Genomic DNA, 26,750 nt, shown 5'->3' on the forward strand with positions numbered 1-26,750 from the left:
TCTGTCCCATTCGTTCGTCCTCCATCTGGCTCGAAAGCCTACTTCAAGAAGGACCACTTTTCTGGGGGCAGACCACTTATGGCGGGCGGATCATCATTGTCGGAAATTTCGTCCACATTGAATTCAGGCAACGAATTCAAAATCGTTTCCCAATTCTCCAACTCTTTGAAAAGATCATCCAGAAGGTTCGGACTTTCTCCCAGAAGGTCCGCCACTAGCCCCTGAAAAACAAAAGCGAATTTAGAGCGCCGGCTAAAGAGGGTCGTGGCAGACAATACGTTGGGCGGTGTGGCAATGCCCCACCGGAGCCCAGTTTGCCGGCAGTGATGGCCGCCAAACAGGTGCTGCTGCTTTCGAGCCGAGGTAGGTTCCTGCGGCGAATTGCGCCCTGACAGGAACCCTCCGGGCGACGACAAGAAGGCCGAGAGAACGTCGGCAGGGCCGATGGTCAGCCGCGACAGGTTTCCATAGCTCCAGAGGTTCCTCGCTCGCCGCTTCGATGATTGATATGTGATTCTTCGAAGCGCTCATCATGTGACGACCGAGTGTTGGTGGAGCAATTGGTTGACGTGATGCGGGTGTTTGGTTGAGAACGACGCCTTCTTCATTGTGTGGTGGCGCATGCGCACTTGGGTCGATTTCCCCAAGGGGCCGGCGACTGCAGGCAAAACAATGCCGACAGATTGTGCCAGAGTCGGGCTCGCCGTTCTGAACTGGCGCTTCCGTATCGGCCGTAGAGACGGCCTTCTTGCGCATTGCCTGCCCTGAAGCCTACCTTCCGCCCTTGTGGTGCCGGGGCGCTCCTCAGCGGTGGTATTGAAGCTTCGGACGGAAGACACAGGGAGTGGTGGGCAACCGGTGGCAGATATTGAGACGGTCGTAGTCGGGGCGGGAGTGGTGGGACTCGCGATCGCGCGGGAATTGGCTCAGCGCGGTCAAGAGGTCATGGTGCTCGAACAGCATGACCTGATCGGCTCCGAAACCAGCGCAAGAAACAGCGAAGTCATCCACGCAGGGATCTATTACCCGCAGAACAGCCTCAAGGCGCGGGCCTGCGTGGAAGGAAAGTGGCTTCTCTACGACTATTGCCGCGCCCGCAACGTGCCCTGCAGCAATCTCGGCAAGCTGATTGTGGCGACCACACCGGCGCAAGTCGACACCTTGAAATCCATCCGCGAACGTGCCGCCGCGAACGGGGTCGGGGATCTCGAGTTGCTTTCGCACGAAGAGGCCCTGGCGCTCGAACCGCATCTGGCCTGCGAGGCGGCTTTGCTGTCACCCTCGACCGGTATCGTCGACAGCCATGCGCTCATGCTGGCGCTTCAGGGCGATATCGAGTCGGCCGGCGGCCAGGTCGTTTTGCGCACTCCGGTCCGCCGCGTCGAGCAGCTTTCTGGCGAATACCGTTTGCAAACCGGGGTGGACGAGGCTTATCCGATCACCTGCAGCAACCTGATTGTCGCGGCGGGACATGGTGCTGCCGCGCTGCTTGCATCGGTCCCCGGCTACGGTGTCCCGCGCACCTACTATGCCCGCGGCTGCTATTTCTCCGTAACCGGAGGGGCGCCGTTCTCCCGCCTGATCTACCCCGTGCCGGAATCTGGCGGGCTGGGCGTGCATCTGACGCTCGATCTCGCCGGACAGGCCCGGTTCGGTCCGGATGTGGAATGGATCGATGCGCTCGACTACACGGTCGATCCCGGCCGCGCCGACAGGTTCTACGAGGAAATCAGGCGCTATTGGCCCGATCTTGCGGACGACAGCCTGTCCCCCGATTATTCCGGCATCCGCCCCAAGATCTCGGGACCGGGCGAGCCGGCGACGGATTTTCGCATCGACGGACCGGCTACTCACGGCCATCGCGGTCTCGTTGCGCTGTTCGGGATCGAGTCGCCGGGCTTGACCGCCTGTCTTTCCCTGGCGCGAGAAACGGCAAACGCACTCGAACGCGCCTGATGGCATTGCGGGGAGACATACGACATTCCCGGTAACAATTTGCCGTACGGCAGCCATGAGCTCGGACGTTGCCTGTGAGCCTCCACGCAGCAAGGGCTATTGACGGGGTCTGACGCGGAGCTCGCGAGCGAGCGGAGCGGCAGATCCCGTTTCGGGTTCAAGGTGTCGGCATATTCGGTCGGGGCCAGTCAACCGAGCCGTGGGGGGGGCGCTGCGGCTGCGGACGGGGATCAGCGTGGCGTCACGAGCAGGCCCGCGGCCAGGCAGCGAAAGGTCTCGACGGCTTTCGGCAGGGCATGCTGCGGATCGTCGCTTGCGGCGATCCAGAGAGAGGCGTTGAGGGCGGCGCCATTCAGAAGTCGGGCGGCGACTTCCGCGTCCACCGGCTTCACGATTCCCTCCCGGATCAGTCGCTCGAGTGTCTGTCTTGTCGTCTGCAGGCAGTTGTTCTGGCTGGGCCATTGCAGCGGATCCCCAAGGAACGCCGGTCCGTCGAGCAGAACGACACGCTGCACTTCGGGATCGAGCGCCATCTCGATGTAGGCTGCCCCTACAGCCAGAAGCCCCTCCCAGCCGTCTCCCGCCAGACCGCCGATCTCCTGGGCCCGCGATGCCATTTCCGCGTCGATCCGGTTGACGACGGCCGCCAGCAGCCCGCGCTTGTCTCCGAAGTTGTGGTAGAGCGCGCCCCGCGTCAGCCCGACCTCGGCCGTCAGCTCGTCCATCGAAGCGGCGGCATATCCTTTCCCGGCGAACGCCTTTCGCGCCGCGGCGATCAGCTTTTCCCGGTTCTCTTCCATCGTTTCGGCGCGGCGTCTGGCCATCGCACTTACCCCTATTTCAATATACGCGATGTATGTCAATTGACATACATCGCGTATGTGAGTTATCTCGCATACATGGCGTATATCAGGCGGCGTGGTGGCGTGTGAAGCCCCAGGGGCCTTGCTCCACGCGCGTCTCGTGCCATCCGACAATGATGAAGAGAGCTCCAGAAATGACGCAACGCGACGCTATTTTTCCTGCCGGCAGGCATGCACTTTACGAGAAGCACGGCTATTCGGCCGCGATCCGCTCCGGCGATCTTCTCTTCGTCTCCGGGCAGGTCGGCAGCCGTGCCGACGGCACGCCCGAGCCCGATTTCGGGCGTCAGGTCGAACTGGCTTTCGAGAATCTCAAGGCGACGCTTGAGGCTGCCGGCTGCACCTTCGACGATATCGTTGATGTGACCACGTTCCATACGGATCCGGAGACCCAGTTTCCGGCGTTCATGGCCGCCAAGGATCGGGTTTTCACTGACCAGCCCTATCCCAACTGGACGGCAATCGGCTCGACCTGGCTCGCCGGTTTCGATTTCGAAATCAAGGTCATCGCCCGCATTCCGTAAAAGCAGAGGCCTGCTTCGTCGAAGCGGCCCGGCTTGGGCCGCTTCGACCGTCGTTGTCCGTTGGCTTTCGGGGGAGGGGGGCCGTGCGGGATGTCGCCTGCATGCTGCCCGCTGGCATGAAGCCCTGATCGCAAGCGTTGCGGGGGTGTCCACCGCCATACCCTGCGGTGCCGCCATCGCGGGTGCTGTCCGTGCGCCGCACGTCCTCAATGAAAGTCACGGCTCGGGAACAGGCGCTTGGCCTGTTCGCGGGGGTGCATGGCCCGGGCTGGCTGGCCGCGGCGGCGCGGAGCGTCGTCGGCCTGGGGCTGCGTTATGCCGATGACCGCGTCCATCGGATGACCCAGGTCGGCCAGGCGGTGGGAGAGATCCTCGATGTGCTGTGCGATCAGGTGGACGACGATGCCCTCGCGCTGAAGATAGCCGGTGACCCGCAGCAGCCGGCCGCCCATGACGATGCGGCGGAAGCGGTCGTAGACCTTGGGCCAGACCACCACATTGGAGACGTCGGTTTCATCCTCCAGCGTCAGGAAGATCACGCCGGAAGCGGTGCCGGGTCTCTGGCGCGTGATGACCAGGCCGCAGACGCTGGTGCGTTTGAGCGGCGCGCATGCCAGCTTGTCATGCGGCGTCAGGCCGGGGATCGAGGGGCGCAGCAGCTCCATTGGATGGGCCCGCAATGTCAGGCGCATGGAGACGTAATCCTCCACCACTTCCTCGCCCAGACGCATGGGCTTGAGGTCCGTATCCGGCTCGCGGATGCTTTCGCCGTCGATTGGATCGTTGAAAAGCGGCAGCGGCACCTGTCCCCGGATCGCCTTCACCTGCCAGAGCGCGTCGCGCCGGGTGAGACCCATGTCCGAGAATGCGTCCGCCTCGGCCAGTCGCTCCAGCACCGCCGGCGCAACGCCGGCGCGCAGCCAGACGGCCTCCGGGTCGCGGTAGCCATTGCCGCGCGCCGCCACGATCCAGCCGGCCTCCTCGTCCTTGAAGCCCTTGATCTGGCGAAAGCCCAGCCTGAGGGCCAGCGCTCCGTCCGCCCGGCGCTCCAGCGTGTTGTCCCAGTCGCTGGCGTTCACGCAGACCGGGCGCACCTCGACCCGATGCGCGCGGGCATCGCGGACAATCTGGGCGGGGGCGTAGAAGCCCATGGGCTGCGCGTTCAGGAGCGCACAGGCGAAGATCGCCGGGTGGTGGCATTTCAGCCAGGCCGAGACGTAGGCAAGCATGGCAAAGGCGGCGGCGTGGCTCTCGGGGAAGCCATAGTCGGCGAACCCCTCGATCTGGCCGAAACAGCGCTCGGCCACCTCCATGTCGTAGCCGTTCTTCAGCATGCCGGCGATGAACTTGTCCTTGAACGAACCGATCGTCCCCATTCGCCGGAAGGAGGCGAGCGAGCGGCGCAGGTGGTCGGCCTCCTCGGCGGTGAAGCCCGCGCCGACCACGGCGATCTGCATGGCCTGTTCCTGGAAGAGGGGGACGCCGAGGGTGCGGTGTGTGACCGCCTCCAGCGCGGGGCCAAAGGGCTCTGCCTTCTCCAGCCCCTGCCGGCGCCGGATGTAGGGCTTGACCATGCCGCCCTGGATCGGGCCGGGACGGACGATGGCGACCTCGATCACCAGATCGTAGAAGGTCTTCGGAAGCATCCGGGGCAGAAAATTCATCTGCGCCCGGCTTTCGACCTGGAACACGCCGACGGCATCGGCTTTTTGCAGCATGGCGTAGGTTGGTCCGTCCTCCTGCGGCACCGTGGCGATCTCCAGCCGCTCCCCCCTGTGCCGTTCCAGCAGGTCGAATGCCTTGCGGATGCACGTCAGCATCCCCAGGCCCAGCACGTCGACCTTCAGGATGCCGAGCGTGTCGATGTCGTCCTTGTCCCACTCGATCAGCGTACGGTCCTCCATCGCCGCGTTCTCGATGGGGCAGAGCTCGTCCAGCCGTCCCTTGGTGATGACGAAGCCGCCGACATGCTGCGACAGGTGACGGGGAAAGCCGATGATCTCGCCGATCAGGCGGATGGTCTGGGACAAACGGCGGTCCGTCGGGTCAAGGCCAAGTTCCCTGATCCTCTCCGGGTTCGCGCCACCGTTCGACATGCCCCAGATCTGGCCCGAAAGGCTGGCGGTGACATCCTGGCTGAGCCCCATCACCTTGCCCACCTCGCGGATTGCCGCGCGCGAACGGAAGTGGATCACGGTCGCGCACAATCCGGCGCGGTGACGACCGTACTTGCTGTAGATCCACTGGATGACCTCCTCGCGCCGCTCATGCTCGAAATCCACGTCGATGTCCGGCGGTTCGCCCCGGTATTTCGAGATGAACCGCTCGAAGACCATGGCGATCTGGTCCGGGGACACGTCGGTGATGCCCAGCAGGTAGCAAAGGATGGAATTGGCGGCCGAGCCGCGCCCCTGGCAGAGAATGCCGACAGAGCGGGCATGGCTGACGATGTCATGGACGGTCAGGAAGTAGGCGGAAAAGCCGAGCTCGCCGACGAGTTTCAATTCCTTCTCCATCAACGCATGGACCCGCTGCGAGGCGCCGTTCGGGTAGCGGCGCGTCAGCCCCTCCTTTGTCAGGCGCTCCAGCCGTGCCTGCGGGGCCTCGCCTTCGGAAATCTCGTCCGGATATTCGTAGCTGAGTTCCTTCAGTGAGAAGCTGCAGCGTGCCGCGATCTCCTGCGTGCGGCGCACGGCGGCGGGATGGTCCTGGAACAGCCGCGCCATGTCGTCGTACCCCTTCAGGCGGCGTTCCGCGTTGGGCAGGGCGCGGGTGCCGATCGCATCGATGGTGATATGCTCGCGCATGCAGGTCAGCACATCGGCAAGCTGACGGCGTGAGGCCCGGTGCATCAGCACATCGCCGAGCGCGACCATGGGGGCTGAGGTTTCCTGCGCGAGCCGGGCGCAGGCGTCCAGATAGGCCCGGTCGGAGCCGTCGTATCGTGGTGCGGCCCCCACAAAAACATGGCCGGGAAAGCGCCGGCGCAGGCGCTGGATGTGCGCCGTTGCCTCTGGCAGGCCTTCCTGCGGCAAGGCGATCAGGATCATGCCGGCACAGCCCTCGAGCACGTCCTGCATGTCGAGGTGGCAGCCCCCTTTCTCGGCCCGCCGCTTGCCCAGTGTCAGCAGGCGTGCCAGACGGCGATAGGCCTCGCGGTCCCGGGGCAGGGCGATCCAGTCCACACCGCTGTCGCGCAGGACCAGCCGACAACCGGTAATCAGCTTCGGCAGGGACACGGCGCGCCCGTGCAGCGGGCCGTCGTGGATGGCCTCCTCCGCCTCGCGCTGCAACTCCTTCAGCGCCGAATAGGCCCGCACCACACCGGCCAGCGAATTGCGGTCGGTGATGGCGATTGCCGAAAGTCGCAACTCGGCGGCGCGGGTCACCATTTCCTCCGGGTGTGAGGCTCCGGTGAGAAAGGTGAAGTTGGTCGTGACGCACAGCTCCGCGTATCCCTCCGGCCCGCCCGGCGCCGGGGCGTCGTCCGGCCGGCTGGCGCGAGGGGCCCCGGTCATGCGAACTCACCCTGCACGAACCAGCCCGGGTTCTGTGGCGTATAGAACAGCCAGAGCCGCCGTCCCTGCCGCGTTTCCGCCTGCCAGTAATCGCGAACACCGGAACGCCAGCCGGCATCCTCCAGCCACCATTCCGGGGCGATGCGTTCCGGCCCGGTGGCGCGGGTGGTGCAAAGAGACATCCGCCGCCAGCGGAATCGTTCCGGTGGGCGGGGACCCTCACCATCGATCGGTTCGGGCGGAAACAGGCGCAACGGGCGCGGACGCGGGCTGCACCATGCCCCGTCGGGATCCGAACAGGCGGCGGGCGCGATCAGGAAGCCGCGTTCCGGAATATGGCTGTCTGCGGGCAGGAACCGCTGGATGTTCTCCAGTCCGATCCGGGTGCCGAGGCGGCTGATGAGGTCGTCCACCCGGTCCTTGCCGCGAGAGGCGACATGGCTGAGCTGTTCCACCGGGAGGGGCTCGACCCGTGTTGCTTCCAGTCGAATCTGGTCGATGCCGAACCCGGCTTCCACATCCGTGACGCCGCGCCGGAACAGCGGCAGGATGCGATGCGGATCGTGCAAGGGGCGTGCAAGACGCAGTTCCACCGTCCGGGCCTCCTGATCGACCCGGCGCAGGGTCAGGCACAACACCCGCGCCCCGACCTCTTGCGCTTTCAGTCTGAGGCAAAGCCGGTCGAGCAGGCGGGCTGTCCCGGCGAGCACATCGTCCTGCAGGCCGATGGGCTCGGGCAGGGTCATCCGTACGCCGTAATGGGGGGGCTCCGCCAGCGGGCTGATCTGCTCGGACTGGCGGCCGAGGGCTTGATCCAGCCGCACCAGGAGGCCTGGCCCGAAGCGGCGGGCAAGCGGCGCACGGGCGACGCGCTCCAGGTCGCCGATGCTGCGCAAACCCAGCCTTTGCAGTGCGGTGACGGTCTTGTCGTCCAGCCGCAGCGCGGCGACCGGCAGACCCGCCAGTGCGTCGAGCGGGCGTCCCGCCTCGGCCTGGCCTTCCCCGTGATGCGCCAATGCCCAGGCCGCGCCGCGCGTGTCGGCCAGCCCGATCCGGGCCGCGAGGCCCGCGCGGGCCAGCCGCCGGCGCATGTCGGCCAGCATCGGGGCTTCACCGGCAAACAGATGAGCCGCTCCGGTGATATCCAGAACCAGCCCGTCCTCTCCCTCCAGGCCAACCCAGGGACAATAGCGGGTGGCCCAGCGGCGCAGCACATGCAGGAACTTCCGGTCCGCGTCCAGGTCGGCAGGGCGGCTGTGCAATGTGGGGCAGAAAGCCCGTGCATCGGAATAGGGCATGCCCCTGTGCAGCCCTTGCCGCTCGGCCTGAATGTTCAGGCAATACAGTCGGTTGGCATTTTTTTCCTGCAAGGTGAGGGCGAACGGGCCATCAATCGGATGCGCCCGCAGAACCCGGTCGCTCGCCAGCCGGGGAAACCACACGCAGACGACGCGACGCCGTATTCCATCGAACATGCCAGGTTCCCAATGTTCCTGATTTGTTCTTGATAAGCTCCCAGCTCTGCAGAGTCGAGTCGTGCGGGTCGAAAACCGGAGCACAGCGCCATCTGGTTTCGGCGGTGTTGCTGCCCATCCCCTCGGGGATGAGGCACAGTCCGGTGGCATTGCCAGCCTTCGCGGCGAGCTGCAGGCGCCGCCCGGCGGTGAGGTCGAGCGGCTGGCTCAGCTCGATCACCACGAGCGGCAGGGATCCGTCGCGCAACGCCTCTTCCATGACGGCGAGGCCCTCGACCTGATCCCTGGTCTGCCCGACCAGCAGCCGCGAGGGATCGAAGAAGGCGCTCAGTCCAACCGGGTTGATCGTCTCCGGCTGCCATGCCTCGCGCACCCAGAACACATCGGACTGCGCCTGGGCGGCGGAGATGGCGGCGAAGCCGAGCGCACCGGGACCGTACACCTCGTGCACGCGAGCCTTGCGCAACGGGAAGCAGGAAAAGAGATCGGACTGCATGAGACTGAAACCTGAAATGCCCTGCGTCTTGTCGACAGTCTTGGGAAGGGGAAACTGCCGCTGTTCGCGCTCAGTCGGCGACAGCACCCGTTCTCGGATGTTCGCATTTTGCAGTCTAGAGCATCCGGGCGTCGGCGAACACCTCCCCGTCTGGCAGCACGGCGCGCGCATGTCAGCCGAGCGGCGCCGACGCGATGCGGCATTCGGCGATGAAGCGCGCGATCGGGGCGTCGGGGTCCCGCGGGCAAAGGACGCCGACCTCCCTGAAGAAGGCGTCTTCCTCCAGCTCGAGCACGCGCACGTTCAGGAAGTGCTCCTCATAGGCTTCGGCCCGGGGCAGGACGGCGACGCCGAGACCATCGGCGACCATGGCCAGCAGCGCCGGGATGTCGTCGACCTCCACCCAGTCCCGGACGGGAATGCCCTGCTGTTCGAGAAAGCGCTGGACCTGGCGCCCGCCAAACGAATGCCGGTTGTAGCGAAGCAGCGGGTGGTCTTGCAGGATCCTGCGCCAGTTCGCCGGCGCAACCGTCTTCGGGACGGCGAGCACGAAGCGTTCGCGCGTCAGTGGGTGCCAGGCGAGCTCCTGCGGCAGGCCGAAGCTCGGCTCGATGACGACGGCAAGGTCCAGCTCTCCGGAATCGAGCCGATCCATGAGCTCCATTGAGGTTCCGGGAAGGATCTGCACGTAGAAGCCGGGAAACGCCGCGTGGAACGGCCCGAGCGCGCGCTTGAGCAATGTCGGCTGGACCGACGAAATGGCCCCGATCCTCAGGTGGCCCGAATGCGCGGATCGGTCCTGCGGTTCGGCCAGCCTGTCGACCAGGCCGAGAACCTCTCCTGCTTTCAGCAGGACGTTGCGGCCGGTCTGGTTGAGCGTGGCCGAGCGGCCGGTCCTGTCGAACAGCTCCGTACCGAGTTTTTCCTCGAGACGCTTCATCTGGCCGCTCACGGCTGCCTGTGTCAGCCCGATCCGCTTGCCCGCCGCGGCGAAGGTTCCGAAACGCGCAACCGCGACAAGCGTCCTGAGTTCGGTGATCATTGTCTTTGATAATTTTTCGTTGGACCTAGACCAAGAATATATAGTTTTTCGTGTGCGTCGGTTAGCGGTATATCCCGCCTGTCACACTCCCAAGAGAGGTTCCATGACCGACCGGCCCCTTCGCCCCTTTCATCTTGCCTTCCCCGTCGACGATCTTGACGCCGCGCGCAGCTTCTACAAGGGGCTTCTGGGCTGCGGCGAGGGCCGCAGTTCGCCCGACTGGGTCGACTTCGACTTTCACGGCCACCAGATCGTGGCACATCTGGCGCCTGGCGAATGCGGCAAGGCGGCGACCAACGCCGTTGACGGCCATGGCGTCCCGGTGCGTCATTTCGGCCTGGTGATGACCATGGAAGACTGGCAGGAAACCGCCGATCGTCTGAGGGCGGCGGGCGTGAAGTTCGTGATCGAACCCTATGTCCGCTTCAAGGGCGAGCCGGGCGAGCAGGCCACGATGTTCTTCCACGACCCGGCCGGCAATGCGGTCGAGCTCAAGGCCTTCAAGGATCTCGGCCAGCTCTTCGCCAAATAGGCCGTTGCGATGGTGGCCTGTTCTCGGCAGGCGGCGACCGCGCCCGGAGAGATCTTCCGTCACGACGCCCGTCCGAGTGCACCCGGGGCCGCCTTGCGATCAACCACAGGCGCGGGCCTCCGGGCGTCCTCATCGACGATCTCGGGCGTCGCAGTGCCAGATTGCTCCGGGCTGTGCCCGGAGCGGATCCGTTCACAGGAGACAGACCTTGCCCGAGACCGAAATCCGCCCCGGGGTTCTTGTTCGCCCCGCGCGCAGGGAGGATCTTCCCGCGTTGCTGGGGCTTCTTGCCGATGATCCGCTGGGGGCTGCGCGCGAGGAGATCGGCCATCCGCCGGCGGACTGCTATGTGCAAGCCTTCGAGGCCATGGACGGCGATCCGAACCACATTCTCGCGGTGGTCGAGAAGGCGGGGGAGGTTGTCGGCACGTTCCAGCTCAGCTTCCTGCCCGGGCTGGCGCGCAAGGGTGCCTGGCGCGGCCAGATCGAGGCTGTGCGGGTCTCGGGCCAACTGCGCGGGGAGGGGGTCGGCGCGGCGATGATCGACTGGGCCATCCGCAGTTGCCGCGAGCGCGGTTGCGCGCTCGTCCAGCTCACCTCCGATGTCACCCGCGAGGATGCGCATCGCTTCTACGAGCGGCTGGGCTTCGTGGCCTCGCATACGGGCTTCAAGCTCGCCCTTTGAGCGCCGACATCCGTTATCTCGAGAAAAAGGCCCGCGCATCCTGGATGCGCGGGCCTTTTCTGTCAGGTCCTGCATGCCGGCTTTGCGGCCGGGACGGGATCAGGCGCGGATCTGGGCGATCATGCGCTCGAGGCGCTCCATGGCGCGAACGCCGTCGGAGATGTCGGGGACGCCGTTCACCTCGCCGCGCAGGGCCGCGGCGGCATCGGCCAGAAGGCCGGCGTAGCCCTTGTGATCCTCGTTGGCGGCGGCGGTGAAGTTCGGCGTCCAGGAGAGCGTGTCACAGGCGGGGTCGAGCGTTGCCCGCGGATCATCAGCCTTGAACGGCGGATCGCGGTAGAGGCTGACGTTGATGATGTTGTCGACCTCGAGACGCGCGTGGTCGCCCATGATGCGGATCTCTTCCATCGGCGTGCCGCGCGACTGGACGGTGCCCATCACCACATTGCCGAGGGTGCCGCCCTGCGTGGTGAAGTTGACGTGAAGCAGCAGCTTTCCAGGCGCCGGGCTTGCGCTTCTGACCAGCATGTCTCCGAAGTCCTCGCCGGCGAACCAGGGGATCAGGTCCATGTAGTGGACGCAATGGTGCAGGAAGAAGCCGGTGTAATCCGGCTCTCCCTCGAAGTAGGTCGGCGCGGTCATGTAGCTGCCGGTGATGCCGAGCACCTTGCCGAAGTCGCCGCCGTCGAGAACGTTGCGGGCGATCTTGTTGCCGGTCGAATAACGCTTCATGAACCCGACGATGACCGGCTTGCCGGCCTTTTGCGATGCCGCCGCCACCTCGCGCGCGCCGGCGGCATCGGCTGCCGGCGGCTTTTCCATGAAGACGGGCAGGCCCTTTTCCAACGCAGCGATGGAGGCGAGGCGGTGCAGATCCGGGCCGACCGCCATGCCGATGGCGTCGAGCCCGGGGTGGGCGACGAGATCGCGGAAGTCGTCGTAGAGCGCGGTGACGCCATAGTTCGCCGCCGTCTGCGACAGCGCGGCACCATCGCGGTCGCAAAGCGCCGTGATGCGGAAGCCGTTGCGTCCGAGTTGCGGCAGCAGCATCTGGCGCGCGTGACGGCCGCAGCCGATCCAGCCGATGTTGATCATTGGTCGACCTCCGCAAGAGCAAGCGCGTTGCGAATAACGCCAAGTCCGGCGCGCAGCTTGTCGCTCTCGTCCTCGCGCGGCGCGCGCCAATGGGCAATGGGAAGGGCGACGCGGTCGTCGTTGCGGCGGAACGGCTCGAGCGAGATTGGCCCCTGGTAGCCGACCTGGGCCAGCGCGCGCATGATCGCCGGCCAGTCGAGGTGCCCGGTCCCCGGGTGGCCGCGGTGGTTCTCGTTCGCCTGGAAGTGGACGATGCGGCTTCCCGCGAGACGGATGGCGTCCGGGATCGAGCGGTCTTCCATGTTCATGTGGAAGGTGTCGAGCATGACGCCGAGGCCGGCGTCGTCGACGCGATCGGCGACCTCGACAGCCTGGCGCGTCGTCGAGACGACGTCGGTCTCGAAGCGGTTGAGCGCCTCGAGCGCGAGGACCTTGCCGGCGGAGCGGGCGAAGGCGGCGGCCTCCTTCAGCCCGGCGACGGTGCGCTCGGCGCGCTGGGCGATATCCTCGTCGGTGCGCGGAACGGGAGGCCTGCCGGCGAAGACCATCGGCTCGCCATAGAGCGGGCCGCCGACGATCCGGGCGCCGAGCGTATCGGCGACCTCGACGGAGCGCTTGAGATAGTCGAGGCCGCCCTGGCGGTTGGCGGGGTCGTCTGAAGCGATGGAGCGGGTCGGCGACACGCGGGCGGCGAGCACCAGGAACAGGCCCGCGTCCTCGGCGGCACGGCGTGTCTCGGCGAGGTCGATGTCGTCCTCGGGCTCGGGCACCAGCAGTTCGACGAAGTCGAAGCCGAGGTCGGCGGCCTTGGCGAAACAGTGCAGGTCGGCGCCGGTGAAGGGCCGGGTGAACTGCATGGAGATGATGCCGATGGGATTCTTCAAGGGAGGGGTCCTTTCGAAAGTCAGCCCTTCACCGCGCCCTGGGTGAGGCCGGAGATCAGGCGTTTCTGGACAAGCAGGAAGAGCACGGTCGCGGGCATGGCGCCGACGATGCCGCCGGCGGTCAGCAGGCCCCACTGGACCTCGTATTCGCCGATGAGCGTCTGCACCGCGACGGTGATCGTGCGGACGTTCCGGCCGCCGAGCGTCAGGGCGTAGAGGTACTCGTTCCAGGAGGTGATGAAGATGTAGATGCCTGTCGCGATGATGCCGGGCAGGCAGAGCGGCAGCACCACCCGGCGCAGCGCGCCGAGACGGGAGCAGCCGTCGGTCATGGCCGCCTCGTCGAGCGAGCGCGGGATGCCGTTCATGTAGCTCACCATCATCCAGATCGAGAAGGGGATGGCGATGGTCGAGTTGGCGATGATGAGGGCGGCATGGGTGTCGAGCAGGCCGAGCACGCGCATCAGCACGAACAGCGGCAGGATCAGGAGCACCAGCGGGAACATGTTGATGAGCAGGAACTGCAGCATCAGGATGCGCTTGGCCTTGAACTCGAAGCGCGAGAACGAATAGGCGGCGGTGATCGACAGCGACAGGCCGACGACGACGGTGCCGCTGGCGACGATCAGGCTGTCGAGCAGGTTGCGGCCGAAGCCGACTGTGCGAAACAGCCTCGTGTAGTTCTCGACCGTCGCGCCGATGATCGAGGGCCCTTGCGTGAAGAGCTTCGATTCCGCCGTGACCGAGGTCAGGAACATCCACAGGTAGGGGCCGAGAGTGAAGGCGAGGATCGCCAGCATCGGCAGGTCGACGACGAGGATCCGCCGCCAGAGAGGGCGTCTGTGCAGGCTCATCGGCTGACCGCCTTTCCGGTGCGGCGCAGATAGACCAGCACCACCACCATGAGGAGCAGGGTGAAGAGCACGGCGAGCGCCGAGCCGTAACCGAAGTCGAGGTTGGTGCGCGACTTCAGGAATGCGTAGAGCGGCAGCGTGTAGGTGCTGTAGCCCGGACCGCCGCCGGTCATGACGAAGATCACGTCGAAGGAGTTGGCGACCCAGATCATGCGCAGCAGAACCGCCGTCACCAGCACGCCGGAGATGCCCGGCAGGGTGATGTGCCAGAACTGGCGCCAGGTGCTGGCTCCGTCGATGGAGGCGGCCTCGTAGTAGCTCCTGGGGATCGACTGCAGGCCGGCAAGGATCATCACCGCGAAGAACGGAAAGCCCTGCCAGGTCAGCGTCAGGATGACGGCGCCAAGCGCCGTGTCCGGATCGGCAAGCCAGGGCATGGCCTGCTCGATCAACCCGAGGCGCAGCAGGAAGTCGTTCATAAGCCCGTAGTTGCTGTCGTAGATCCACACCCACATCAGAGCGATGACGACGGAGGGCAGCGCCCAGGGAATGATGATCAGCGCGCGCGCCACAGGACGCCACGGGAAGTCCTGATTGAGGAGCAGCGCGGTTGCCAGCCCAAGCAGGACCTGGGCGGGAATGGTGATCCCGATCCACAGCGCCGTGTGGCGCAGCGAGATCCAGAACACTTCGTCGCCGAGCGCCTTGCGGAAGTTGTCCAGACCGATGAAGTCGAAGTTCTTCGGTCGAAACAGAACATATTCGTGCAGGCTCATCCACGCCGTCTGCAGCATCGGAAAGAAGACGATGGCGAGCGTCACCAGCACCGCCGGCGAGAGCATGGCATAGGGGAGCACACGGCGGGCCAGCGGCCGTCCGGGCGCGTCGGCGTCAGGGGCGGTGGTATCGGTCATCTCGGGGCCGTTCGGAAAAAGGGGGGAGGGGACGGAACGCGCGGGCGCGCCCCGTCCGCAAGGCGTGCGATCACCTGGCGTAGAGATCGGCGATTGCCTGGTTCATCTCGGCGGCCGTGATCTCGCCGGTCAGCGCGCGCTGCATGTTCACCGGCCAGACGGTGTTCACGAAGTCGGCGGTCTGCGAGACATTCGGCAGCAGGTGGGCAAAGGGCAGCGACTCCACTGTCGCCTTGACGAAGCGCTTGGGGTGCAGCGACCAGCTCTCCGCGTCGGACTTCACCACCGGAAGCTGCCCCGTCGCCTCGTTGAAGCGGGCGTTGTTGCCGGGCGAGGACAGGAAGGAGATCCACTTCCAGGCCGCGTCCTTGTCCTCGGCGGAGGAGAGCACGGCGGTGCTCTCATCGCCGAAGGACGTCCAGCGTCCGCCGCCGCATTCCGGCACGGGTGCGGCGGAAACCTTGTCGCCAAGCACTTCGGCGATGCCGTTGGCCGAACCGATGTGATGGATCGTCATTGCCGTCTTGCCGGCCTTGAAGGCGCCGAGGATTTCCTGGAAGCCGTCGTTGGGGGCAGAGGGCGGGAAGACCCCGTCCTTGCGGAACAGGTCGACCACATACTGGGTGCCGGCGACGCCGGCTTGCGATGTCAGGCCGTTCTCCAGGCTGACGCCCTCGCGGCTGAGCGTGAGGCTTGCCCAATGGTCGTGGCCGCCCTTGCCGCCACGGAATCCGAAGCCGTAGACGTCGGTCTTGCCGTCGCCATTCGTGTCGCGGGTGAGCGCCTTGGCGACATCGCGGAACTCGTCGCAGGTCTTCGGCACCTCAAGACCCAGTTCCTTGAGCATGTCCTGACGGTAGTAGAGATAGAGCACCACGTATTGGACCGGCAGATAGTAGGTCTTGCCGTCGGCGGCGCGCGTCAGGTTGAGGAGGTTGTCCTCGAGACCTGCCTTGCCCTCCCAGGCGTCGATGCGCTCGCCGATCGGCTCAAGTGCGCCCATTTCCACCAGGCGCGGCTGGGCGAACATCTTGACCATGGCCGCGTCCGGCGCGCTGCCGCCGACAATCGCGGTGTAGAGATTGTCGTAGTAGCTGTTCCAGGGGATGTTTTCCGCCTCGACCTTGATGCCGGGGTTGGCCTTCTCGAACTCGGCGACAAGCTGGTCCATCGGGTTGTCGGCATTGTCGAAATGGTACCAGAAGCGCACGGTGCTGTCGGCCTGGGCCAGGCTCGCGGTCAGCGCCAGCGCGCTGGCTGCAAGGGTCAGCGTCCTCATAAATTTCATGCTGTCGTTCCTCCCTGTTGTGCGGGCCTCTCCTCAGGCGGCCCGTTTCTTGAAAACAGTGCCGGCCCGCACGAAGGCGTCGCGCGCCTCCGGCAGGGCGGACCCCATCTGCATGAAGCCGTGGACGACGCCTCCGATCAGGTCGAAGGGATCGTCGCGACCGAGCGCGCGCAGACGCTCTGCAAGCATCTCCGTGTCCGAGCGCAGCGGATCGAGCGCGGCGGCGTTGAGATAGAGCGGTGGCAGCGCGGCAAGCGCCGCGTCGTCGGCGGCAAGCGGGGCGACCGTCGGGCGGTCGCGAAACGCTGCGGGCGCGTACCAGTCCCAGTAGCGCTGCATCTTCGCGCGGGTGAGCCCCGGGCCGTCGGCGAGTTCCACATAGGAGGGCGTGGTGAAATCCGCGCCGTAGACGCCATAGAACAGAAGCGCCTGCGCGGGCAGTTCGCCCCCTTCCGCGTGAAGCCGCAGCATCGCCGCCAGTGCCAGATTGGCGCCGGCGCTGTCGCCGGCCACAGACCAGCGCCGCGCGCGGTCGCGCACGCGCCACGCGGCCATGATGTCGTCGAGGCCGCGGGGATAGGGGTGCTCCGGGGCGAGCCCGTATTCGATGGTAAGAACCTGCGCGCCGGTTGCGTTCGCCAGCCGGCGGGCCGCGCCTTCATGGGTTGCGGCGGAACAGAAGGCCCAGCCACCACCGTGGATGTGCAGGATCGTATCGGTGCCGGCGTCGTTTTCCGGCACCACGAGGCGGGCGGGAAGGCCGGCGTGCATCAGCGTGCGGCTTTGCGCGACCGGCGGCAGATCCTCGTTCCATCGCAGGTTCGCGAGATTGGCAAGCGCGCGGCCGGCCTGGGCGGAAAGCAATGTCGGGTCGCCAAGCCCCCGGTCTTCGGCGGCGAGCCGCTCGAGCACGGCACGCATGGTCTTGCTCGGAGCGGTCATGCGCATTGTCCTTCCGCTGCGTCGGGCCCGTCGGTCAGGTCGGGGCCGAAGTCGACGATGGTCGAGATGTGATGGCCAAGCACGGCGCGCAGCCTGCCCAGGTCCCGGGTGCGCAGGGCGTCGATCACCGGCACATGGCGCTCGGCAGTCTCCTCGAGCGCCCGGTTGGGCTGGGAGTTGAGAATCTTGTAGCGGTGGTTGTGGATCAGGCAGCGCGTCAGGATCGGCACCACCAGCGGCAGGTCGGCGGCGGCAAAGAGCGTCGTGTGGAACGCGCGGTCATGCACGGAGAGCAGATATTCGTCGCCGTCGCGGGCGGCATTGCGCATGGCGTTGAGCTCGTCGTGCAGCGCGCCGAGCAGTGTGTCGTCGACATGGGCGACAACCCGCTCGAGATAGCCGCATTCGACCTCGCGGCGGATCGCGATGAGGGCGCGGGCATCGTCGGAGCGGCAGGGGGCGACCAGCGTTCCGCGGTGGGGCAGGCGCTTGACGAGACCTTCCTCGGAAAGCTGCATCAGCGCCTCGCGCACGGTGCTCTGGCTGCAACCGAAGCGCTGGGCGAGTTCCATCTCGGTGAGCGCCTGTTCGGGCTGCAGCCCGCCGAGCACGATCTCCTTCTGGAGCGCGACGAAGACGGCATGGCTGCGGCGGCTCGACTGGCGCGGCACGAGGTCCGTCACGGACGGGCTGGTGAAACTCTCCACGGCCATGGGGCCTCCGATCCTCCCGTTTCCGGATTCCGCGGCGGCTGGCTCCCCGTCGCGGCATTCCGGGCGCGATCCCCTTCGACGGGGTTGCGCTGTATTATCGATATCGATAACATTGCAATTATCGATAATGCAAGCCTCCATCTTCGAGGGGCGGTCAAGGGAGGACACCATGGCGGAGATCCGGCTCGACGGAATCGTCAAGGATTACGGTTCGGTACGGGCGATCCACGGCGTGAGCCTGCACATCCGCGACGGAGAGTTCGTCGCCTTCGTCGGCCCGTCGGGCTGCGGAAAGTCGACCATGCTGCGCATGATCGCCGGTCTGGAGGAGATTTCCGGCGGCACGCTCAGGATCGGCGACAAGGTGGTGAACGAGGTCGAGCCGCGCGGCCGCGACGTGGCGATGGTGTTCCAGGATTACGCGCTCTATCCGCATATGACGGTGGCGGAGAACATCGGCTTCGGGCTGAAGATGCGCGGGCAGAAGGCGGCCGAGATCGCGCCCCAGGTGCGCGAGGCGGCGCGCATCCTGCAGATCGAGGATTATCTCCAGCGCAAGCCCGGCCAGCTCTCCGGCGGCCAGCGCCAGCGCGTTGCCATGGGGCGTGCCATCGTGCGTCACCCGTCCGTGTTTCTGTTCGACGAGCCGCTGTCCAATCTCGACGCAAAGCTGCGGGTCGAGATGCGGACCCAGATCAAGCGGCTGCACGCCATGCTCGGCACCACGACGGTCTACGTCACCCACGATCAGACGGAGGCGATGACACTGGCCGACCGGGTGGTCGTTCTGCGTGGCGGCCATATCGTTCAGGAGGGGCACCCGATCGAGCTTTACAAGAAGCCGAACTGCCGCTTCGTCGGCGAGTTCATCGGGTCGCCGCAGATGAACGTCTTTTCAGGGGTGGTCGACCGGTCCGGCGTGACGCCGTGCCTTCGCGTCGGCGACGCCTCGTTGCGGCTGGGCGAGGTCGCGGCGGCCGATGGGGCAAGGCTTGACGTTGGGATCCGCCCCGAGCACCTCGCCTGGACCCAGCCGGAGGCGGGCGCAATCGCACCCGTGGTGGAAGTGTTCGAGCCGCTGGGGTCCGATACGATGGCAATCTGCCGGTTCGGCGGACACGAGCTGACCGCCCGCCTCGATCCGTCCGTGCGGCTCTCGCCGAACGAGAAGATCCACCTCGGTTATAATACCGCGGATCTTCACTATTTCGACGAGGCCAGCGGCCGGCGGCTCGAGGCGCACTGATACCTCGTTGTCGCCGCTCGGGACCCGAGCCCGGAGGCCAGGTTGAACGCCCTAGGCGGCGGCGCGCAGCACGTCGCGCAGCCGCCGCGTCAGGTGCGCGGCGGTGGAAAAATCCGCTGTCAGGACGTTGAGACCGAGAATGCGGGCGCGCTCCATCAGCTTGGGGCTGCGGAATTCTCCCGCTTCCTCGTCATAGAAATCGGTGGTGGTGACGAAGATCGGGGTTGCCGCGCGGTTGCCGAAATGGGTGTTCCAGTAGGAAAGCTCCAACATCGCCTGGAACATCCGCTCCTCGCCGTGCGAGCGGTCCAGGAGATCGGTCGCGGTCGCCTTGCAGGAGACGATGACGAGTTGCCCGCCGTAGAGGGCGAGCGCGTCGACCTCGTTGTAGTGGTCGCTCTCGCCGCCCGGCGCGCGCCAGCGTATCTGCTGGGAAAAGCGCACCTCCTGACACTCCGCATCAAGCAGCGCCAGTGCCATCAGCTCTTCCAGCCAGCCGCCGGCGAGATAGGTGCGCGCGCCATTGTCCGCCGCGCGGTAGCCCCGCCCGCGGCGCGCCAGGACACCAAGCCCCACCGCCAGCTCGCACCAGGACCGCATCGCCTCGCCCGCGACGGCGAGGGGGTGACCGCTGCCGCCCGAAATCAGCGCCGGCCGCAGGGGCTCGAACATCTCGTAGATGGTTCTGGTGAGGACGCCGCGCGCCCGCGCCTCGTCCAGGCGCCCTCCCGGGCCATGCAACTCGACAAGGCCGGCGAGACGGGCGGAAAGCGGGGAGGAGCGATCTGGCATGGACGACGAAATTCCGGCTGTGGCAGGCTCGGGACCCATAGCATGGCTTCCGCGCAAGGTCTTCAGGTCCATGGGACCGGCGTCGCGCTTCATGTCGTCATGAGATTTCCTCGGTCGCGGGCGCTGCCGCCATCGGCGATCTAGAGAACAGCGACATCGTGAAGGGACCGATTGAAATGCTCGCGGAAGCGGATTTGCGGCGTCATGCCGATCTCTGGATCTCGGCGTGGAATGCGAGAAACATCGACGCGGTGCTGGCATCCTGGGCGGCGGATGGGGTGTTTGTCAGCCCTCTTGCCGAGAAAATGACGGGGTGCGCCGAAATTCGCGGGGCTGATGCCCTGCGGGACTATTGGGCGAGCGCGCTGGGGCGCGCCGGCGGGTTGCGCTTCGTGCTGCTCGAGGCGCATGCGGACGTGGCGCGCCAGACACTCGTCGTGCACTACGAGGCGTTGGCGAACGGGTCCTGTCGGCGGGCAGTCGAGATCATGAGCTTCTCGGATGGCAGGCAGGTGCGCGGGGAAGCGCTCTACGGGGCCGAATGGCCGACACAGGTGGCGAACGGAGAAGGGACAGGCAGGCCATGAGGAATGAACAAGGAGCGAGCCCGGTGGTGCGGCTCGGGGAACTGGCGCTTGCCGAGACCGGCAATGGCGGTCGTTTCGTTTGCGCGACGGCGGCGGTCGCCGCGCCCAAGGGCGCGCGTCATCTTGGTGCCCGGCTTGTCGAGGTGCCGGCGGGCAAGCGCGCCTGGCCCTTTCACAGCCACCACGCCAATGACGAGATGTTCGTGGTCCTCGCCGGCGCCGGGCGTGTGCGCTTCGGGGCCGACGAATGGCCGGTCGAGGCGGGGGATGTGGTTGTCTGTCCATCGGGGGGAGCGGAAACCGCGCATCAACTGATTGCGGGGGCGGAGGGACCGCTGCGTTATCTCGCCGTCAGCACCATGAACGAGCCCGAGGTGATGGAATACCCCGACAGCGGCAAGGTCACGGTCTTTGCCGGGGCCGCGCCGGGAGGCGACAAAGCGGCGCGCCGTGTGGCGACGAGCTTTCGCGCGCGCGATGCCGTCGACTACTGGCTCGACGAGTAGGCAGGCTGGCCAGCGTTGGTGCTGGCCGGTCTGGCGGCTTCCTTCAGCATCCAGTCGCGCAGGTTCTTCACCCGTCGGTCGCGTTCGAGCGCGTGCGGGTAGACCAGCCAGTAGCCGCCGCTGGCCGGAATGCTGTGGTCGAAGAGCTGCACCAGCCGTCCCGCCGCCACGTCCGACTGCGCGATCTCGCGGCCGGCCAGCGTGATGCCGGCGCCATCGGTCGCTGCGCGCAGTCCGAGGCCGGCCGAATCGACCCGCGTGGTCGCCGCCGGCCTCAACGGGCCGCCGGGCAGGCTTTCGTTCCAGTCGGACCAGTTGCGGGCGCGGTACTGCGACAGAAACAGGTTGGATTTGGCGACAAGTGCACGCGGCCCGTCCTTGCCGACAAGGCCGGGGGCGGCGAAGAGCGCAACCGTTTCCTCAAACAAAAGGTCCGCCGCAAGGCCCGGCCAGTCGCCGTGGCCGTGGCGGATGCCGGCATCGGCGGCGCCGGCGGACAGGTCGACGGCGGTCTGGCTGGTGGAAATCAGAAGCTCGAACCCGGCCTTTTCGAACGGGTAGTTCGAAAGCCGCGGCGACAGCCAGTGAATGGCGAAGGTCGGCAACATGGAAAGCCGCAGTGCGCCGGTCTTGCGCTCGTCCGTCGTCTCGCTCACGGCGCTGGCGATTTCGCGAAAGCCGGACGAAAGGCGCGGGTAAAGCTTGCGTCCGGTCTCCGTCAGCTCCAGCCGCGAGCCGGTCCGCCGCATCAGGTCCACGCCCAGCGTGTCCTCGAGCAGGCGCAGTTGATGCGACACGGCGGAGGGCGTCACACCAAGTTCTCCGGCCGCGTTCTTGATCGACAGGTTGCGGGCGGCCGCCTCGAACGCCCTCAGGGCGTTGAGCGGAACGGTGATGCGAGGCATTGGGGAAGCGGGCGCGTCGGACATGGCTCGAGGTTATCGCCAGAAGATGCGCTTCGAAAGCCGGCGCGCGCCGGTTGAACGGATGTCATGCTGAATTCAACTCACGCCCTCTTGAGCGCGGTTCAGGTGACGCAGCGTCGGCGGGGCGCGGCTGCGTGGGGGTGTCGAAGTCCCTTGGAATCCCCCAGGCGATCAGGCACGAAGGGCAGGAACCGGGCCCGTGCGGGGCATCCGGATTCGACACGCGGACATCGAGTGAAAGGGTGGATCTGCCCATGACTGTCAGGACCTGCGACATTCTCGTCATCGGCGGCGGGATGGCCGGGATCAGCGCCGCCGCGCTTCTGGCGCGCGAGGCGCGGGTGATTGTACTCGAGATGGAGCCGGTTCCGGGCCACCATTCGACCGGCCGCTCGGCGGCGATTTTCATCCGCAACTACGGCAGCAACGTTCTGCGCGCGCTCAATGCGGCCTCGGCCGGGTTCTTTTCAGAGCCCGTGGACGTTGCCAGCGAGAGCCTTCTGACCGAGCGCGGTGAACTCATGATCGCCGACGAGGACGAGCGCGAGGCGCTTGCCCGCTATCTGGACGGCAGTTCGGGGCTCGAGCGCATCTCGCCGGACGAGGCGGTGGCGCGGGTTCCCATCCTGCGGCGCGAGCGCATCGTCGAGGCGGTCTATGAACCAGACGCACAGGACATCGACGTCGACCGCATGTTCCAGGGACTGCAGCGCCTGTTGAAGGCGCGCGGCGGCGAGATCGTGACGGGTGCCGGGGTTACCGGAATTGCGCGCAGGGACGGCATCTGGGAGGCGGAGACGCCGGCGGGCCGGTTCCAGGCACCGACCATCATCAACGCAGCCGGCGCCTGGGCCGACCGGGTTGCCGCTCTGGCCGGCGTCGCGCAGGTGGGGCTTCGCCCGCTGCGCCGCTCGGCCGCTCTTCTGCCCGCGCCCGAGGGCTATGACCTGCGGGGCTGGCCGCTTGTCGTCAGTGCCTCGGAGCGCTGGTACCTGAAGCCCGAAGCCGGCAAGCTCATGGTCTCGCCGGCGGATGAGGACGAGGTCGAGCCGCAGGATGCGTGGCCAGACGACATGGTCGTCGCGGAGGGGCTCTACCGGTTCGAGCAGGCGGTGACGATTCCCGTCACCCGGGTCGAGCACAGCTGGGCAGGCCTGCGCAGCTTCGTCGCCGACCGCAATCCGGTGGCCGGCTTCGCGCCCGGCGCCGACGGTTTCTTATGGCTCGCCGGGCAGGGCGGATACGGCATCCAGGCGGCGCCTGCGCTCGCACGGCTTGCCACGGCGCTCTGTCTCGGTCATGAACCTGACTTGCCACCCGATGTGGTCGCGGCGCTGTCTCCGGCGCGTGCGAGCCTTGCAACAGGAAAACGAGTATCATGAGCGACATCAAGCGTATCGAAGTCGGCCCCCGGATGAGCCAGGCGGTGGTGCACGGCAACACGGTCTACCTTGCCGGCCAGATCGGCAGCCCCGGCTCCGACGTCGCCACCCAGACCCGCGCCATCCTGGCCAACGTCGACCGTCTGCTGGCCGAGGCCGGCTCTGACAAGTCGCGCGTGCTTCAGGCGATCATCTGGCTTTCGTCGATGGACGATTTCGCCGAGATGAATGCGGAATGGGACGCCTGGGTCGATCCGGCCAACACGCCGGCCCGCGCCACGGGCGAGGCGCGTCTTGCCGGTCCGGAGTACAAGGTCGAGATCATCATCACCGCCGCGGTCGGCTGACACGCAGTCTTCGCGAAGGCTTTGCGGCCCGGCCGTTCGGTGCGACACTGCGCCGTCGGGCCGGGCCGACCTGTTTTTGCCCGGAGAACGGACGATTGCCGAAAGGCCAGGGAGCAGCACATGCGGATTGCCTACACGATGTCGCCGGGGCGCGGTGACATGGATCAGGTTCTGGCACGGCTCGCGGAGCGGCTGATGGCTGCCGGTCGCAGGACCTGCGGTGTCGTCCAGATCAACACCGAGATCGGCGACGACGTGCCCTGCGACATGGACGTGCGGGTGCTTCCCGATGGTCCGATGCTGCGCATTTCCCAGTCGCTGGGGCCCCAATCGAGCGGTTGCCGCCTCGATCCGGTGGGGCTGGAGGCCGCCGTCGGCCACGTTACCGCCCGCCTTGCCTCAGGCGCCGATGTTCTCATCGTCAACAAGTTCGGCAAGCAGGAGGCGGAGGGGCGTGGCTTTCGCGAGGCCATAGGCACGGCTCTTGCCGAGGGCATTCCCGTCGTCGTCGGCGTCAACGGGCTCAATCGCGACCGCTTTCTAGACTTCTGCGGCGATCTCGCCGAAGAGGTTCCCGCCGATGCCGATGTGCTGTTCGACTGGGTCGAGGGTGCGCGTGGGGTCTCCGGCGACACGGTGTCCGCAACGGCGTGAGGTCTGTTTTTCCAGCCCTTGCGTCGCGGACATTCTCCGCGCTTTATCAGGCGCCGGGTGTGATCTCGGCCTCGCCGATGCACAGGTTCTGCCCGTCGCCGTCCCGCATCACCAGACGCAGGATCGCCGCGTTGCCGTCGCGCTTCGCAATCCGCCCGCTGACGCTCATCGCACCACCAACGGCCAGCGGGCGCACGAATCGCGTCTGGAGCGAGATGATCCGGTGGCCGGGCAGCCACGCCGCGATCGCTGCCTCGAGCCGACCCATCATCAGCATGCCGTGAACGATCGCTCCGGGAAGCCCGGCGCGCCGCGCCGCCATGTCGTCGAGGTGAATCTGATTGCGGTCGCCGGAGGCCTGCGCATAGGCGTGAACCTGGGCCGCGTCGATGACAGCGAGCGGCGTTGCGTCGAAGGTTGTTCCAAGGGCGGGGATGGCGGCGGGGCTCATGAGCCGTTCTCCGTGCGGGCGGGCGGCCGGGCGAACAGCACGATATCCGTTCGGAATTCCTGGCAGAGCGTGTCCGCGCCGTCGCGGACCCGAGCGCGCACGATCAGCCGGTCCGGGCGCTGCGGCTCCCGGTGCCAGTCGAGGCGGACGCGGTAGGTCGCATCGATCTCGAGCGGGCGCAGGAAGCGGAACTGCTGAGCCTGATGGACGAGCACCGCGCCGTTTTCCTCGGCAAGCCCCTGCAGGGCGCCCATGATCTCCGGCCGCGCCAGGACGACGGCGGCGAATGTCGCCGGCACCACCGAAGGGGCCGGTTCGCCGTCGCCGGCGAGGGCATCGGCGAAGGCATCAACGGCGTGGGCGGCAGTCGACAGTTCGATCTCGCCGAGCGTTGTCCAGTCCAGGTCCGGCGCAAACATCGCCGTCTCCTAGCGCAGCGCACGGGCTGCGACGGTGGCGTTGATGCCGCCGAAGGCGAAGGAGTTGCTGAGCGCTGCCTCGATGGGGTGCGCGCGCGCCGTGTTGGGAACGGGGTCGAGCAGGCATTTGGGGTCGGGCCCGAGCCAGTTGATCGTCGGCGGTGCGATTTTTTCGAGGATCGCGCGCACTGTCACCACAAGTTCGATGGCGCCGGCGGCGCCGAGTGCGTGGCCATGGATCGGCTTGGTGGAGGACACGGGCAGCTTACCGATGCGGTCGCCGAACACGCGGCGCAGCGCTTCGGTCTCGGAGATGTCGTTGAGGACCGTGCCGGTGCCATGGGCGTTGACGTAGCCGATCTCCGCGGGGTCGAGGCCGGCGTCGGCGAGCGCGTTCGTCATGGAGGCCGTCGGCCCCTCGACGGTGGGGCGCAGGATGTCGCTGGCGTCGCTGGACGTGCCGAAGCCGGCGAGCTCGACGAGTGGCGTCGCCCCCCGCGCAAGCGCGTGCTCGAGTTCCTCGATCATCAGCACGGCCGCACCCTCGCCAAGCACCATGCCGTTGCGCTTGTCGGAGAACGGACGGCAGGCTTCGGGCGCCATCACGCGCAGCACCTCCCAGGCCCGGAAGATGCCGGGCGTGAGCAGCGCCTCGCTGCCGCCGACCAGGGCGGCATCGATCAGGCCGGAACGGATCATGTGCATGCCGTAGCCGACCGCCTGTGTGCCGGAAGCGCAGGCGCTGGAGATTGCCAGCGACGGACCGCGCACGCCGTAGCGCATGCTGATCTGTGACGCGGCCGCATTCGGCATGACCTTGGCGATGGCCATGAGGTCGGGGCGCGTGTTGGCGACATAGAAGCCGTGGAACCCGTCGTCGGTGGTCCAGGACCCGCCAATGCCCGAGCCGATGATGGCGCCACAGCGCGATCCCAGCGGCGCCTCGGGGTCGAGGCCGGCCTGCGCGAGCGCCTCGCTTGCCGCGATCAGGGCGAGCTGGGCGAAGCGGTCGGAGGTCTTGATCTCCTGCGGGCTGAGATCGCCCGTGGGGTCGAAGTCGGGAATGTGAGCGGCCCGGGTGATACGCTGCCTGGGATAGCGCTCGAGCCGGAATTCCGAAACGCCGCTGCGCCCGTCGCGCGCGGCGGACCAAAGCGCGTCGACGCCGCGACCGGCTGCGGTGATTGCGCCTATGCCGGTCACGACGATCCGTCGGCTTCCAGTGGTCACGCGGCGTCTTCCTTCATGCGCACCGCAAGGACCTTGAGAAAGTCTCCGACCGTTTGCGCTTCGGCAAGGTCGCCGTCGACGGGAATGTAGACGCCGAACTCTTCCTCGATCGCCATCAGAATCACAACCATGTCGGCTGACTGGATGCCGAGTTCCTCGAATGTCGCGTCTGGGGTCAGCTTGTCGCGCTCGACCATGCCTTCCTTTGCCACGAGATCCAGCAACTTCCCGAGCGTTGCCGGATCAATTCCTTCGAGCATCTTTTCCATCGTGCCTTGTTATCCTCTGCATCCAAGCCGTGACAGGCAGTCATAATTTCTTGTTGGCGGTTGAGCCAGAGCCTATTTGCACCGCGGTCGCGGCGGCCTGCGCCAAAATGCGCGGCAGACGTCGCCGAACCCGAGCCCATCGGTACTTGTCAGGAGGCCC

At 66.6% G+C, this 26,750-nt stretch carries 29 protein-coding genes; 11 read left to right on the forward strand and 18 right to left on the reverse strand.

Translation table 11 applies throughout. The annotated features are described in order from the left end of the window. Together ACN0WF_RS19365 and ACN0WF_RS19370 are read left to right on the forward strand one after the other, a co-directional pair. The coding region (locus tag ACN0WF_RS19365; RefSeq protein WP_417774414.1) for a hypothetical protein at positions 1-218 on the forward strand (218 nt) is incomplete at its 5' end. Between the two features lie 640 nt (positions 219-858). Further along, positions 859-1,956, forward strand: coding sequence for an NAD(P)/FAD-dependent oxidoreductase (locus tag ACN0WF_RS19370; RefSeq protein ID WP_417774415.1), 1,098 nt, complete (start codon positions 859-861; stop codon positions 1,954-1,956). A 230-nt stretch (positions 1,957-2,186) separates the two neighbouring features. Here the strand turns inward: ACN0WF_RS19370 and ACN0WF_RS19375 are convergent, their stop codons facing one another. Further along, on the reverse strand, positions 2,187-2,780 hold the full coding sequence (locus tag ACN0WF_RS19375; RefSeq protein WP_417774416.1) for a TetR/AcrR family transcriptional regulator: 594 nt from the start codon (positions 2,778-2,780) through the stop codon (positions 2,187-2,189). Between the two features lie 173 nt (positions 2,781-2,953). On the opposite strand from ACN0WF_RS19375, the gene ACN0WF_RS19380 reads away from it, so the two are divergent. Next, entirely contained in the window at positions 2,954-3,343 is a 390-nt protein-coding gene (locus ACN0WF_RS19380; RefSeq protein ID WP_417774417.1) for a RidA family protein, read from the forward strand. 206 nt (positions 3,344-3,549) lie between these two features. Here ACN0WF_RS19380 and ACN0WF_RS19385 read toward each other — a convergent pair whose 3' ends face one another. From ACN0WF_RS19385 to ACN0WF_RS19400, 4 genes are all read right to left on the reverse strand, one after another. Then, the gene (locus ACN0WF_RS19385) at positions 3,550-6,861 is read right to left on the reverse strand and encodes an error-prone DNA polymerase (protein WP_417774418.1); all 3,312 of its coding nucleotides are present in this window, start codon (positions 6,859-6,861) and stop codon (positions 3,550-3,552) included. Next, the gene (locus ACN0WF_RS19390) at positions 6,858-8,336 is read right to left on the reverse strand and encodes a Y-family DNA polymerase (protein WP_417774419.1); all 1,479 of its coding nucleotides are present in this window, start codon (positions 8,334-8,336) and stop codon (positions 6,858-6,860) included. The genes ACN0WF_RS19385 and ACN0WF_RS19390 overlap by 4 nt, the downstream gene beginning before the upstream one ends. Next, the gene (locus ACN0WF_RS19395; protein WP_417774420.1) at positions 8,251-8,919 is read right to left on the reverse strand and encodes an ImuA family protein; all 669 of its coding nucleotides are present in this window, start codon (positions 8,917-8,919) and stop codon (positions 8,251-8,253) included. Before ACN0WF_RS19395 ends, ACN0WF_RS19390 begins: the two co-directional genes overlap by 86 nt. 85 nt (positions 8,920-9,004) lie before the next feature. Next, complete coding sequence (locus ACN0WF_RS19400; protein ID WP_417774421.1) at positions 9,005-9,874, reverse strand: LysR family transcriptional regulator; 870 nt, start codon at positions 9,872-9,874, stop codon at positions 9,005-9,007. Positions 9,875-9,977: 103 nt separating this feature from the next. Between ACN0WF_RS19400 and ACN0WF_RS19405 the strand changes: the two genes are divergently transcribed. Continuing rightward, positions 9,978-10,406, forward strand: coding sequence for a VOC family protein (locus tag ACN0WF_RS19405; RefSeq protein ID WP_417774422.1), 429 nt, complete (start codon positions 9,978-9,980; stop codon positions 10,404-10,406). Positions 10,407-10,614: 208 nt separating this feature from the next. Further along, positions 10,615-11,091, forward strand: a complete 477-nt coding sequence (locus ACN0WF_RS19410) for a GNAT family N-acetyltransferase (RefSeq protein ID WP_417774423.1) — start codon at positions 10,615-10,617, stop codon at positions 11,089-11,091. Between the two features lie 99 nt (positions 11,092-11,190). Here ACN0WF_RS19410 and ACN0WF_RS19415 read toward each other — a convergent pair whose 3' ends face one another. The 7 genes from ACN0WF_RS19415 to ACN0WF_RS19445 all read right to left on the reverse strand — a co-directional run bounded on the left by ACN0WF_RS19415 (position 11,191) and on the right by ACN0WF_RS19445 (position 17,781). Next, a complete protein-coding gene (locus ACN0WF_RS19415) occupies positions 11,191-12,186 on the reverse strand; it encodes a Gfo/Idh/MocA family protein (protein WP_417774424.1) in 996 nt (331 codons plus the stop codon). Next, entirely contained in the window at positions 12,183-13,070 is an 888-nt protein-coding gene (locus tag ACN0WF_RS19420; RefSeq protein WP_417774425.1) for a sugar phosphate isomerase/epimerase family protein, read from the reverse strand. The genes ACN0WF_RS19415 and ACN0WF_RS19420 overlap by 4 nt, the downstream gene beginning before the upstream one ends. A gap of 20 nt (positions 13,071-13,090) precedes the next feature. Beyond that, entirely contained in the window at positions 13,091-13,924 is an 834-nt protein-coding gene (locus ACN0WF_RS19425) for a carbohydrate ABC transporter permease (protein WP_417774426.1), read from the reverse strand. Next, entirely contained in the window at positions 13,921-14,838 is a 918-nt protein-coding gene (locus ACN0WF_RS19430; protein ID WP_417774427.1) for a carbohydrate ABC transporter permease, read from the reverse strand. Before ACN0WF_RS19430 ends, ACN0WF_RS19425 begins: the two co-directional genes overlap by 4 nt. A 70-nt stretch (positions 14,839-14,908) precedes the next feature. Beyond that, positions 14,909-16,126: an ABC transporter substrate-binding protein gene (locus tag ACN0WF_RS19435; RefSeq protein ID WP_417774428.1), complete on the reverse strand. Its 1,218-nt coding sequence runs from the start codon at positions 16,124-16,126 to the stop codon at positions 14,909-14,911. Positions 16,127-16,159: 33 nt separating this feature from the next. Continuing rightward, positions 16,160-17,068 (reverse strand): alpha/beta hydrolase, encoded by a 909-nt coding sequence (locus ACN0WF_RS19440; RefSeq protein ID WP_417774429.1) that lies wholly within the window; start codon positions 17,066-17,068, stop codon positions 16,160-16,162. Then, the gene (locus tag ACN0WF_RS19445; protein WP_417774430.1) at positions 17,065-17,781 is read right to left on the reverse strand and encodes a GntR family transcriptional regulator; all 717 of its coding nucleotides are present in this window, start codon (positions 17,779-17,781) and stop codon (positions 17,065-17,067) included. Before ACN0WF_RS19445 ends, ACN0WF_RS19440 begins: the two co-directional genes overlap by 4 nt. Before the next feature lie 169 nt (positions 17,782-17,950). On the opposite strand from ACN0WF_RS19445, the gene ACN0WF_RS19450 reads away from it, so the two are divergent. Next, a complete protein-coding gene (locus ACN0WF_RS19450) occupies positions 17,951-19,027 on the forward strand; it encodes an ABC transporter ATP-binding protein (RefSeq protein ID WP_417774431.1) in 1,077 nt (358 codons plus the stop codon). Between the two features lie 51 nt (positions 19,028-19,078). Here ACN0WF_RS19450 and ACN0WF_RS19455 read toward each other — a convergent pair whose 3' ends face one another. Beyond that, the gene (locus ACN0WF_RS19455; protein ID WP_417774432.1) at positions 19,079-19,819 is read right to left on the reverse strand and encodes a hypothetical protein; all 741 of its coding nucleotides are present in this window, start codon (positions 19,817-19,819) and stop codon (positions 19,079-19,081) included. Positions 19,820-19,977: 158 nt separating this feature from the next. Here ACN0WF_RS19455 and ACN0WF_RS19460 point away from each other — a divergent pair, with 158 nt between their 5' ends. Together ACN0WF_RS19460 and ACN0WF_RS19465 are read left to right on the forward strand one after the other, a co-directional pair. Next, complete coding sequence (locus ACN0WF_RS19460; RefSeq protein ID WP_417774433.1) at positions 19,978-20,406, forward strand: nuclear transport factor 2 family protein; 429 nt, start codon at positions 19,978-19,980, stop codon at positions 20,404-20,406. Then, entirely contained in the window at positions 20,403-20,912 is a 510-nt protein-coding gene (locus tag ACN0WF_RS19465; RefSeq protein ID WP_417774434.1) for a cupin domain-containing protein, read from the forward strand. The genes ACN0WF_RS19460 and ACN0WF_RS19465 overlap by 4 nt, the downstream gene beginning before the upstream one ends. On the opposite strand, the gene ACN0WF_RS19470 is transcribed toward ACN0WF_RS19465, so the two are convergent. After that, complete coding sequence (locus tag ACN0WF_RS19470; RefSeq protein WP_417774435.1) at positions 20,894-21,841, reverse strand: LysR substrate-binding domain-containing protein; 948 nt, start codon at positions 21,839-21,841, stop codon at positions 20,894-20,896. The two genes, ACN0WF_RS19465 and ACN0WF_RS19470, sit on opposite strands and share 19 nt — an antisense overlap. A gap of 251 nt (positions 21,842-22,092) precedes the next feature. Here ACN0WF_RS19470 and ACN0WF_RS19475 point away from each other — a divergent pair, with 251 nt between their 5' ends. The 3 genes from ACN0WF_RS19475 (at position 22,093) to ACN0WF_RS19485 (ending at position 24,221) form a co-directional block, all read left to right on the forward strand. Further along, a complete protein-coding gene (locus ACN0WF_RS19475) occupies positions 22,093-23,220 on the forward strand; it encodes an NAD(P)/FAD-dependent oxidoreductase (RefSeq protein ID WP_417774436.1) in 1,128 nt (375 codons plus the stop codon). Further along, positions 23,217-23,567, forward strand: coding sequence for a RidA family protein (locus ACN0WF_RS19480; RefSeq protein ID WP_417774437.1), 351 nt, complete (start codon positions 23,217-23,219; stop codon positions 23,565-23,567). The genes ACN0WF_RS19475 and ACN0WF_RS19480 overlap by 4 nt, the downstream gene beginning before the upstream one ends. A 120-nt stretch (positions 23,568-23,687) precedes the next feature. Further along, positions 23,688-24,221 (forward strand): DUF2478 domain-containing protein, encoded by a 534-nt coding sequence (locus ACN0WF_RS19485; RefSeq protein WP_417774438.1) that lies wholly within the window; start codon positions 23,688-23,690, stop codon positions 24,219-24,221. Between the two features lie 46 nt (positions 24,222-24,267). On the opposite strand, the gene ACN0WF_RS19490 is transcribed toward ACN0WF_RS19485, so the two are convergent. From ACN0WF_RS19490 to ACN0WF_RS19505, 4 genes are read right to left on the reverse strand one after another with little or no spacing between them, the layout of a single operon-like run. Beyond that, entirely contained in the window at positions 24,268-24,672 is a 405-nt protein-coding gene (locus ACN0WF_RS19490; RefSeq protein ID WP_417774439.1) for a MaoC family dehydratase, read from the reverse strand. Beyond that, entirely contained in the window at positions 24,669-25,091 is a 423-nt protein-coding gene (locus tag ACN0WF_RS19495; protein WP_417774440.1) for a hypothetical protein, read from the reverse strand. The genes ACN0WF_RS19490 and ACN0WF_RS19495 overlap by 4 nt, the downstream gene beginning before the upstream one ends. Positions 25,092-25,100: 9 nt before the next feature. Next, positions 25,101-26,321: a beta-ketoacyl-[acyl-carrier-protein] synthase family protein gene (locus ACN0WF_RS19500; RefSeq protein WP_417774441.1), complete on the reverse strand. Its 1,221-nt coding sequence runs from the start codon at positions 26,319-26,321 to the stop codon at positions 25,101-25,103. After that, a complete protein-coding gene (locus tag ACN0WF_RS19505) occupies positions 26,318-26,590 on the reverse strand; it encodes a phosphopantetheine-binding protein (RefSeq protein ID WP_417774442.1) in 273 nt (90 codons plus the stop codon). The genes ACN0WF_RS19500 and ACN0WF_RS19505 overlap by 4 nt, the downstream gene beginning before the upstream one ends. Positions 26,591-26,750 lie beyond the last annotated feature (160 nt).

Origin of the sequence: Stappia sp. (genome assembly GCF_048268045.1) — a bacterium.
In the GTDB taxonomy this organism is placed as follows: Bacteria; Pseudomonadota; Alphaproteobacteria; order Rhizobiales; family Stappiaceae; genus Stappia.

Coding starts and splice junctions, on each gene's coding strand:
- ACN0WF_RS19380 (WP_417774417.1), top strand. CDS start 2,954: ATGACGCAACGCGACGCTATTTTTCCTGCCGGCAGGCATGCACTTTAC.
- ACN0WF_RS19495 (WP_417774440.1), bottom strand. CDS start 25,091: ATGTTTGCGCCGGACCTGGACTGGACAACGCTCGGCGAGATCGAACTG.
- ACN0WF_RS19435 (WP_417774428.1), bottom strand. CDS start 16,126: ATGAAATTTATGAGGACGCTGACCCTTGCAGCCAGCGCGCTGGCGCTG.
- ACN0WF_RS19425 (WP_417774426.1), bottom strand. CDS start 13,924: ATGAGCCTGCACAGACGCCCTCTCTGGCGGCGGATCCTCGTCGTCGAC.
- ACN0WF_RS19485 (WP_417774438.1), top strand. CDS start 23,688: ATGCGGATTGCCTACACGATGTCGCCGGGGCGCGGTGACATGGATCAG.
- ACN0WF_RS19400 (WP_417774421.1), bottom strand. CDS start 9,874: ATGATCACCGAACTCAGGACGCTTGTCGCGGTTGCGCGTTTCGGAACC.
- ACN0WF_RS19390 (WP_417774419.1), bottom strand. CDS start 8,336: ATGTTCGATGGAATACGGCGTCGCGTCGTCTGCGTGTGGTTTCCCCGG.
- ACN0WF_RS19465 (WP_417774434.1), top strand. CDS start 20,403: ATGAGGAATGAACAAGGAGCGAGCCCGGTGGTGCGGCTCGGGGAACTG.
- ACN0WF_RS19430 (WP_417774427.1), bottom strand. CDS start 14,838: ATGACCGATACCACCGCCCCTGACGCCGACGCGCCCGGACGGCCGCTG.
- ACN0WF_RS19450 (WP_417774431.1), top strand. CDS start 17,951: ATGGCGGAGATCCGGCTCGACGGAATCGTCAAGGATTACGGTTCGGTA.
- ACN0WF_RS19385 (WP_417774418.1), bottom strand. CDS start 6,861: ATGACCGGGGCCCCTCGCGCCAGCCGGCCGGACGACGCCCCGGCGCCG.
- ACN0WF_RS19375 (WP_417774416.1), bottom strand. CDS start 2,780: ATGGCCAGACGCCGCGCCGAAACGATGGAAGAGAACCGGGAAAAGCTG.
- ACN0WF_RS19415 (WP_417774424.1), bottom strand. CDS start 12,186: ATGATCAACATCGGCTGGATCGGCTGCGGCCGTCACGCGCGCCAGATG.
- ACN0WF_RS19405 (WP_417774422.1), top strand. CDS start 9,978: ATGACCGACCGGCCCCTTCGCCCCTTTCATCTTGCCTTCCCCGTCGAC.
- ACN0WF_RS19440 (WP_417774429.1), bottom strand. CDS start 17,068: ATGACCGCTCCGAGCAAGACCATGCGTGCCGTGCTCGAGCGGCTCGCC.
- ACN0WF_RS19445 (WP_417774430.1), bottom strand. CDS start 17,781: ATGGCCGTGGAGAGTTTCACCAGCCCGTCCGTGACGGACCTCGTGCCG.
- ACN0WF_RS19475 (WP_417774436.1), top strand. CDS start 22,093: ATGACTGTCAGGACCTGCGACATTCTCGTCATCGGCGGCGGGATGGCC.
- ACN0WF_RS19505 (WP_417774442.1), bottom strand. CDS start 26,590: ATGGAAAAGATGCTCGAAGGAATTGATCCGGCAACGCTCGGGAAGTTG.
- ACN0WF_RS19470 (WP_417774435.1), bottom strand. CDS start 21,841: ATGTCCGACGCGCCCGCTTCCCCAATGCCTCGCATCACCGTTCCGCTC.
- ACN0WF_RS19490 (WP_417774439.1), bottom strand. CDS start 24,672: ATGAGCCCCGCCGCCATCCCCGCCCTTGGAACAACCTTCGACGCAACG.
- ACN0WF_RS19455 (WP_417774432.1), bottom strand. CDS start 19,819: ATGCCAGATCGCTCCTCCCCGCTTTCCGCCCGTCTCGCCGGCCTTGTC.
- ACN0WF_RS19480 (WP_417774437.1), top strand. CDS start 23,217: ATGAGCGACATCAAGCGTATCGAAGTCGGCCCCCGGATGAGCCAGGCG.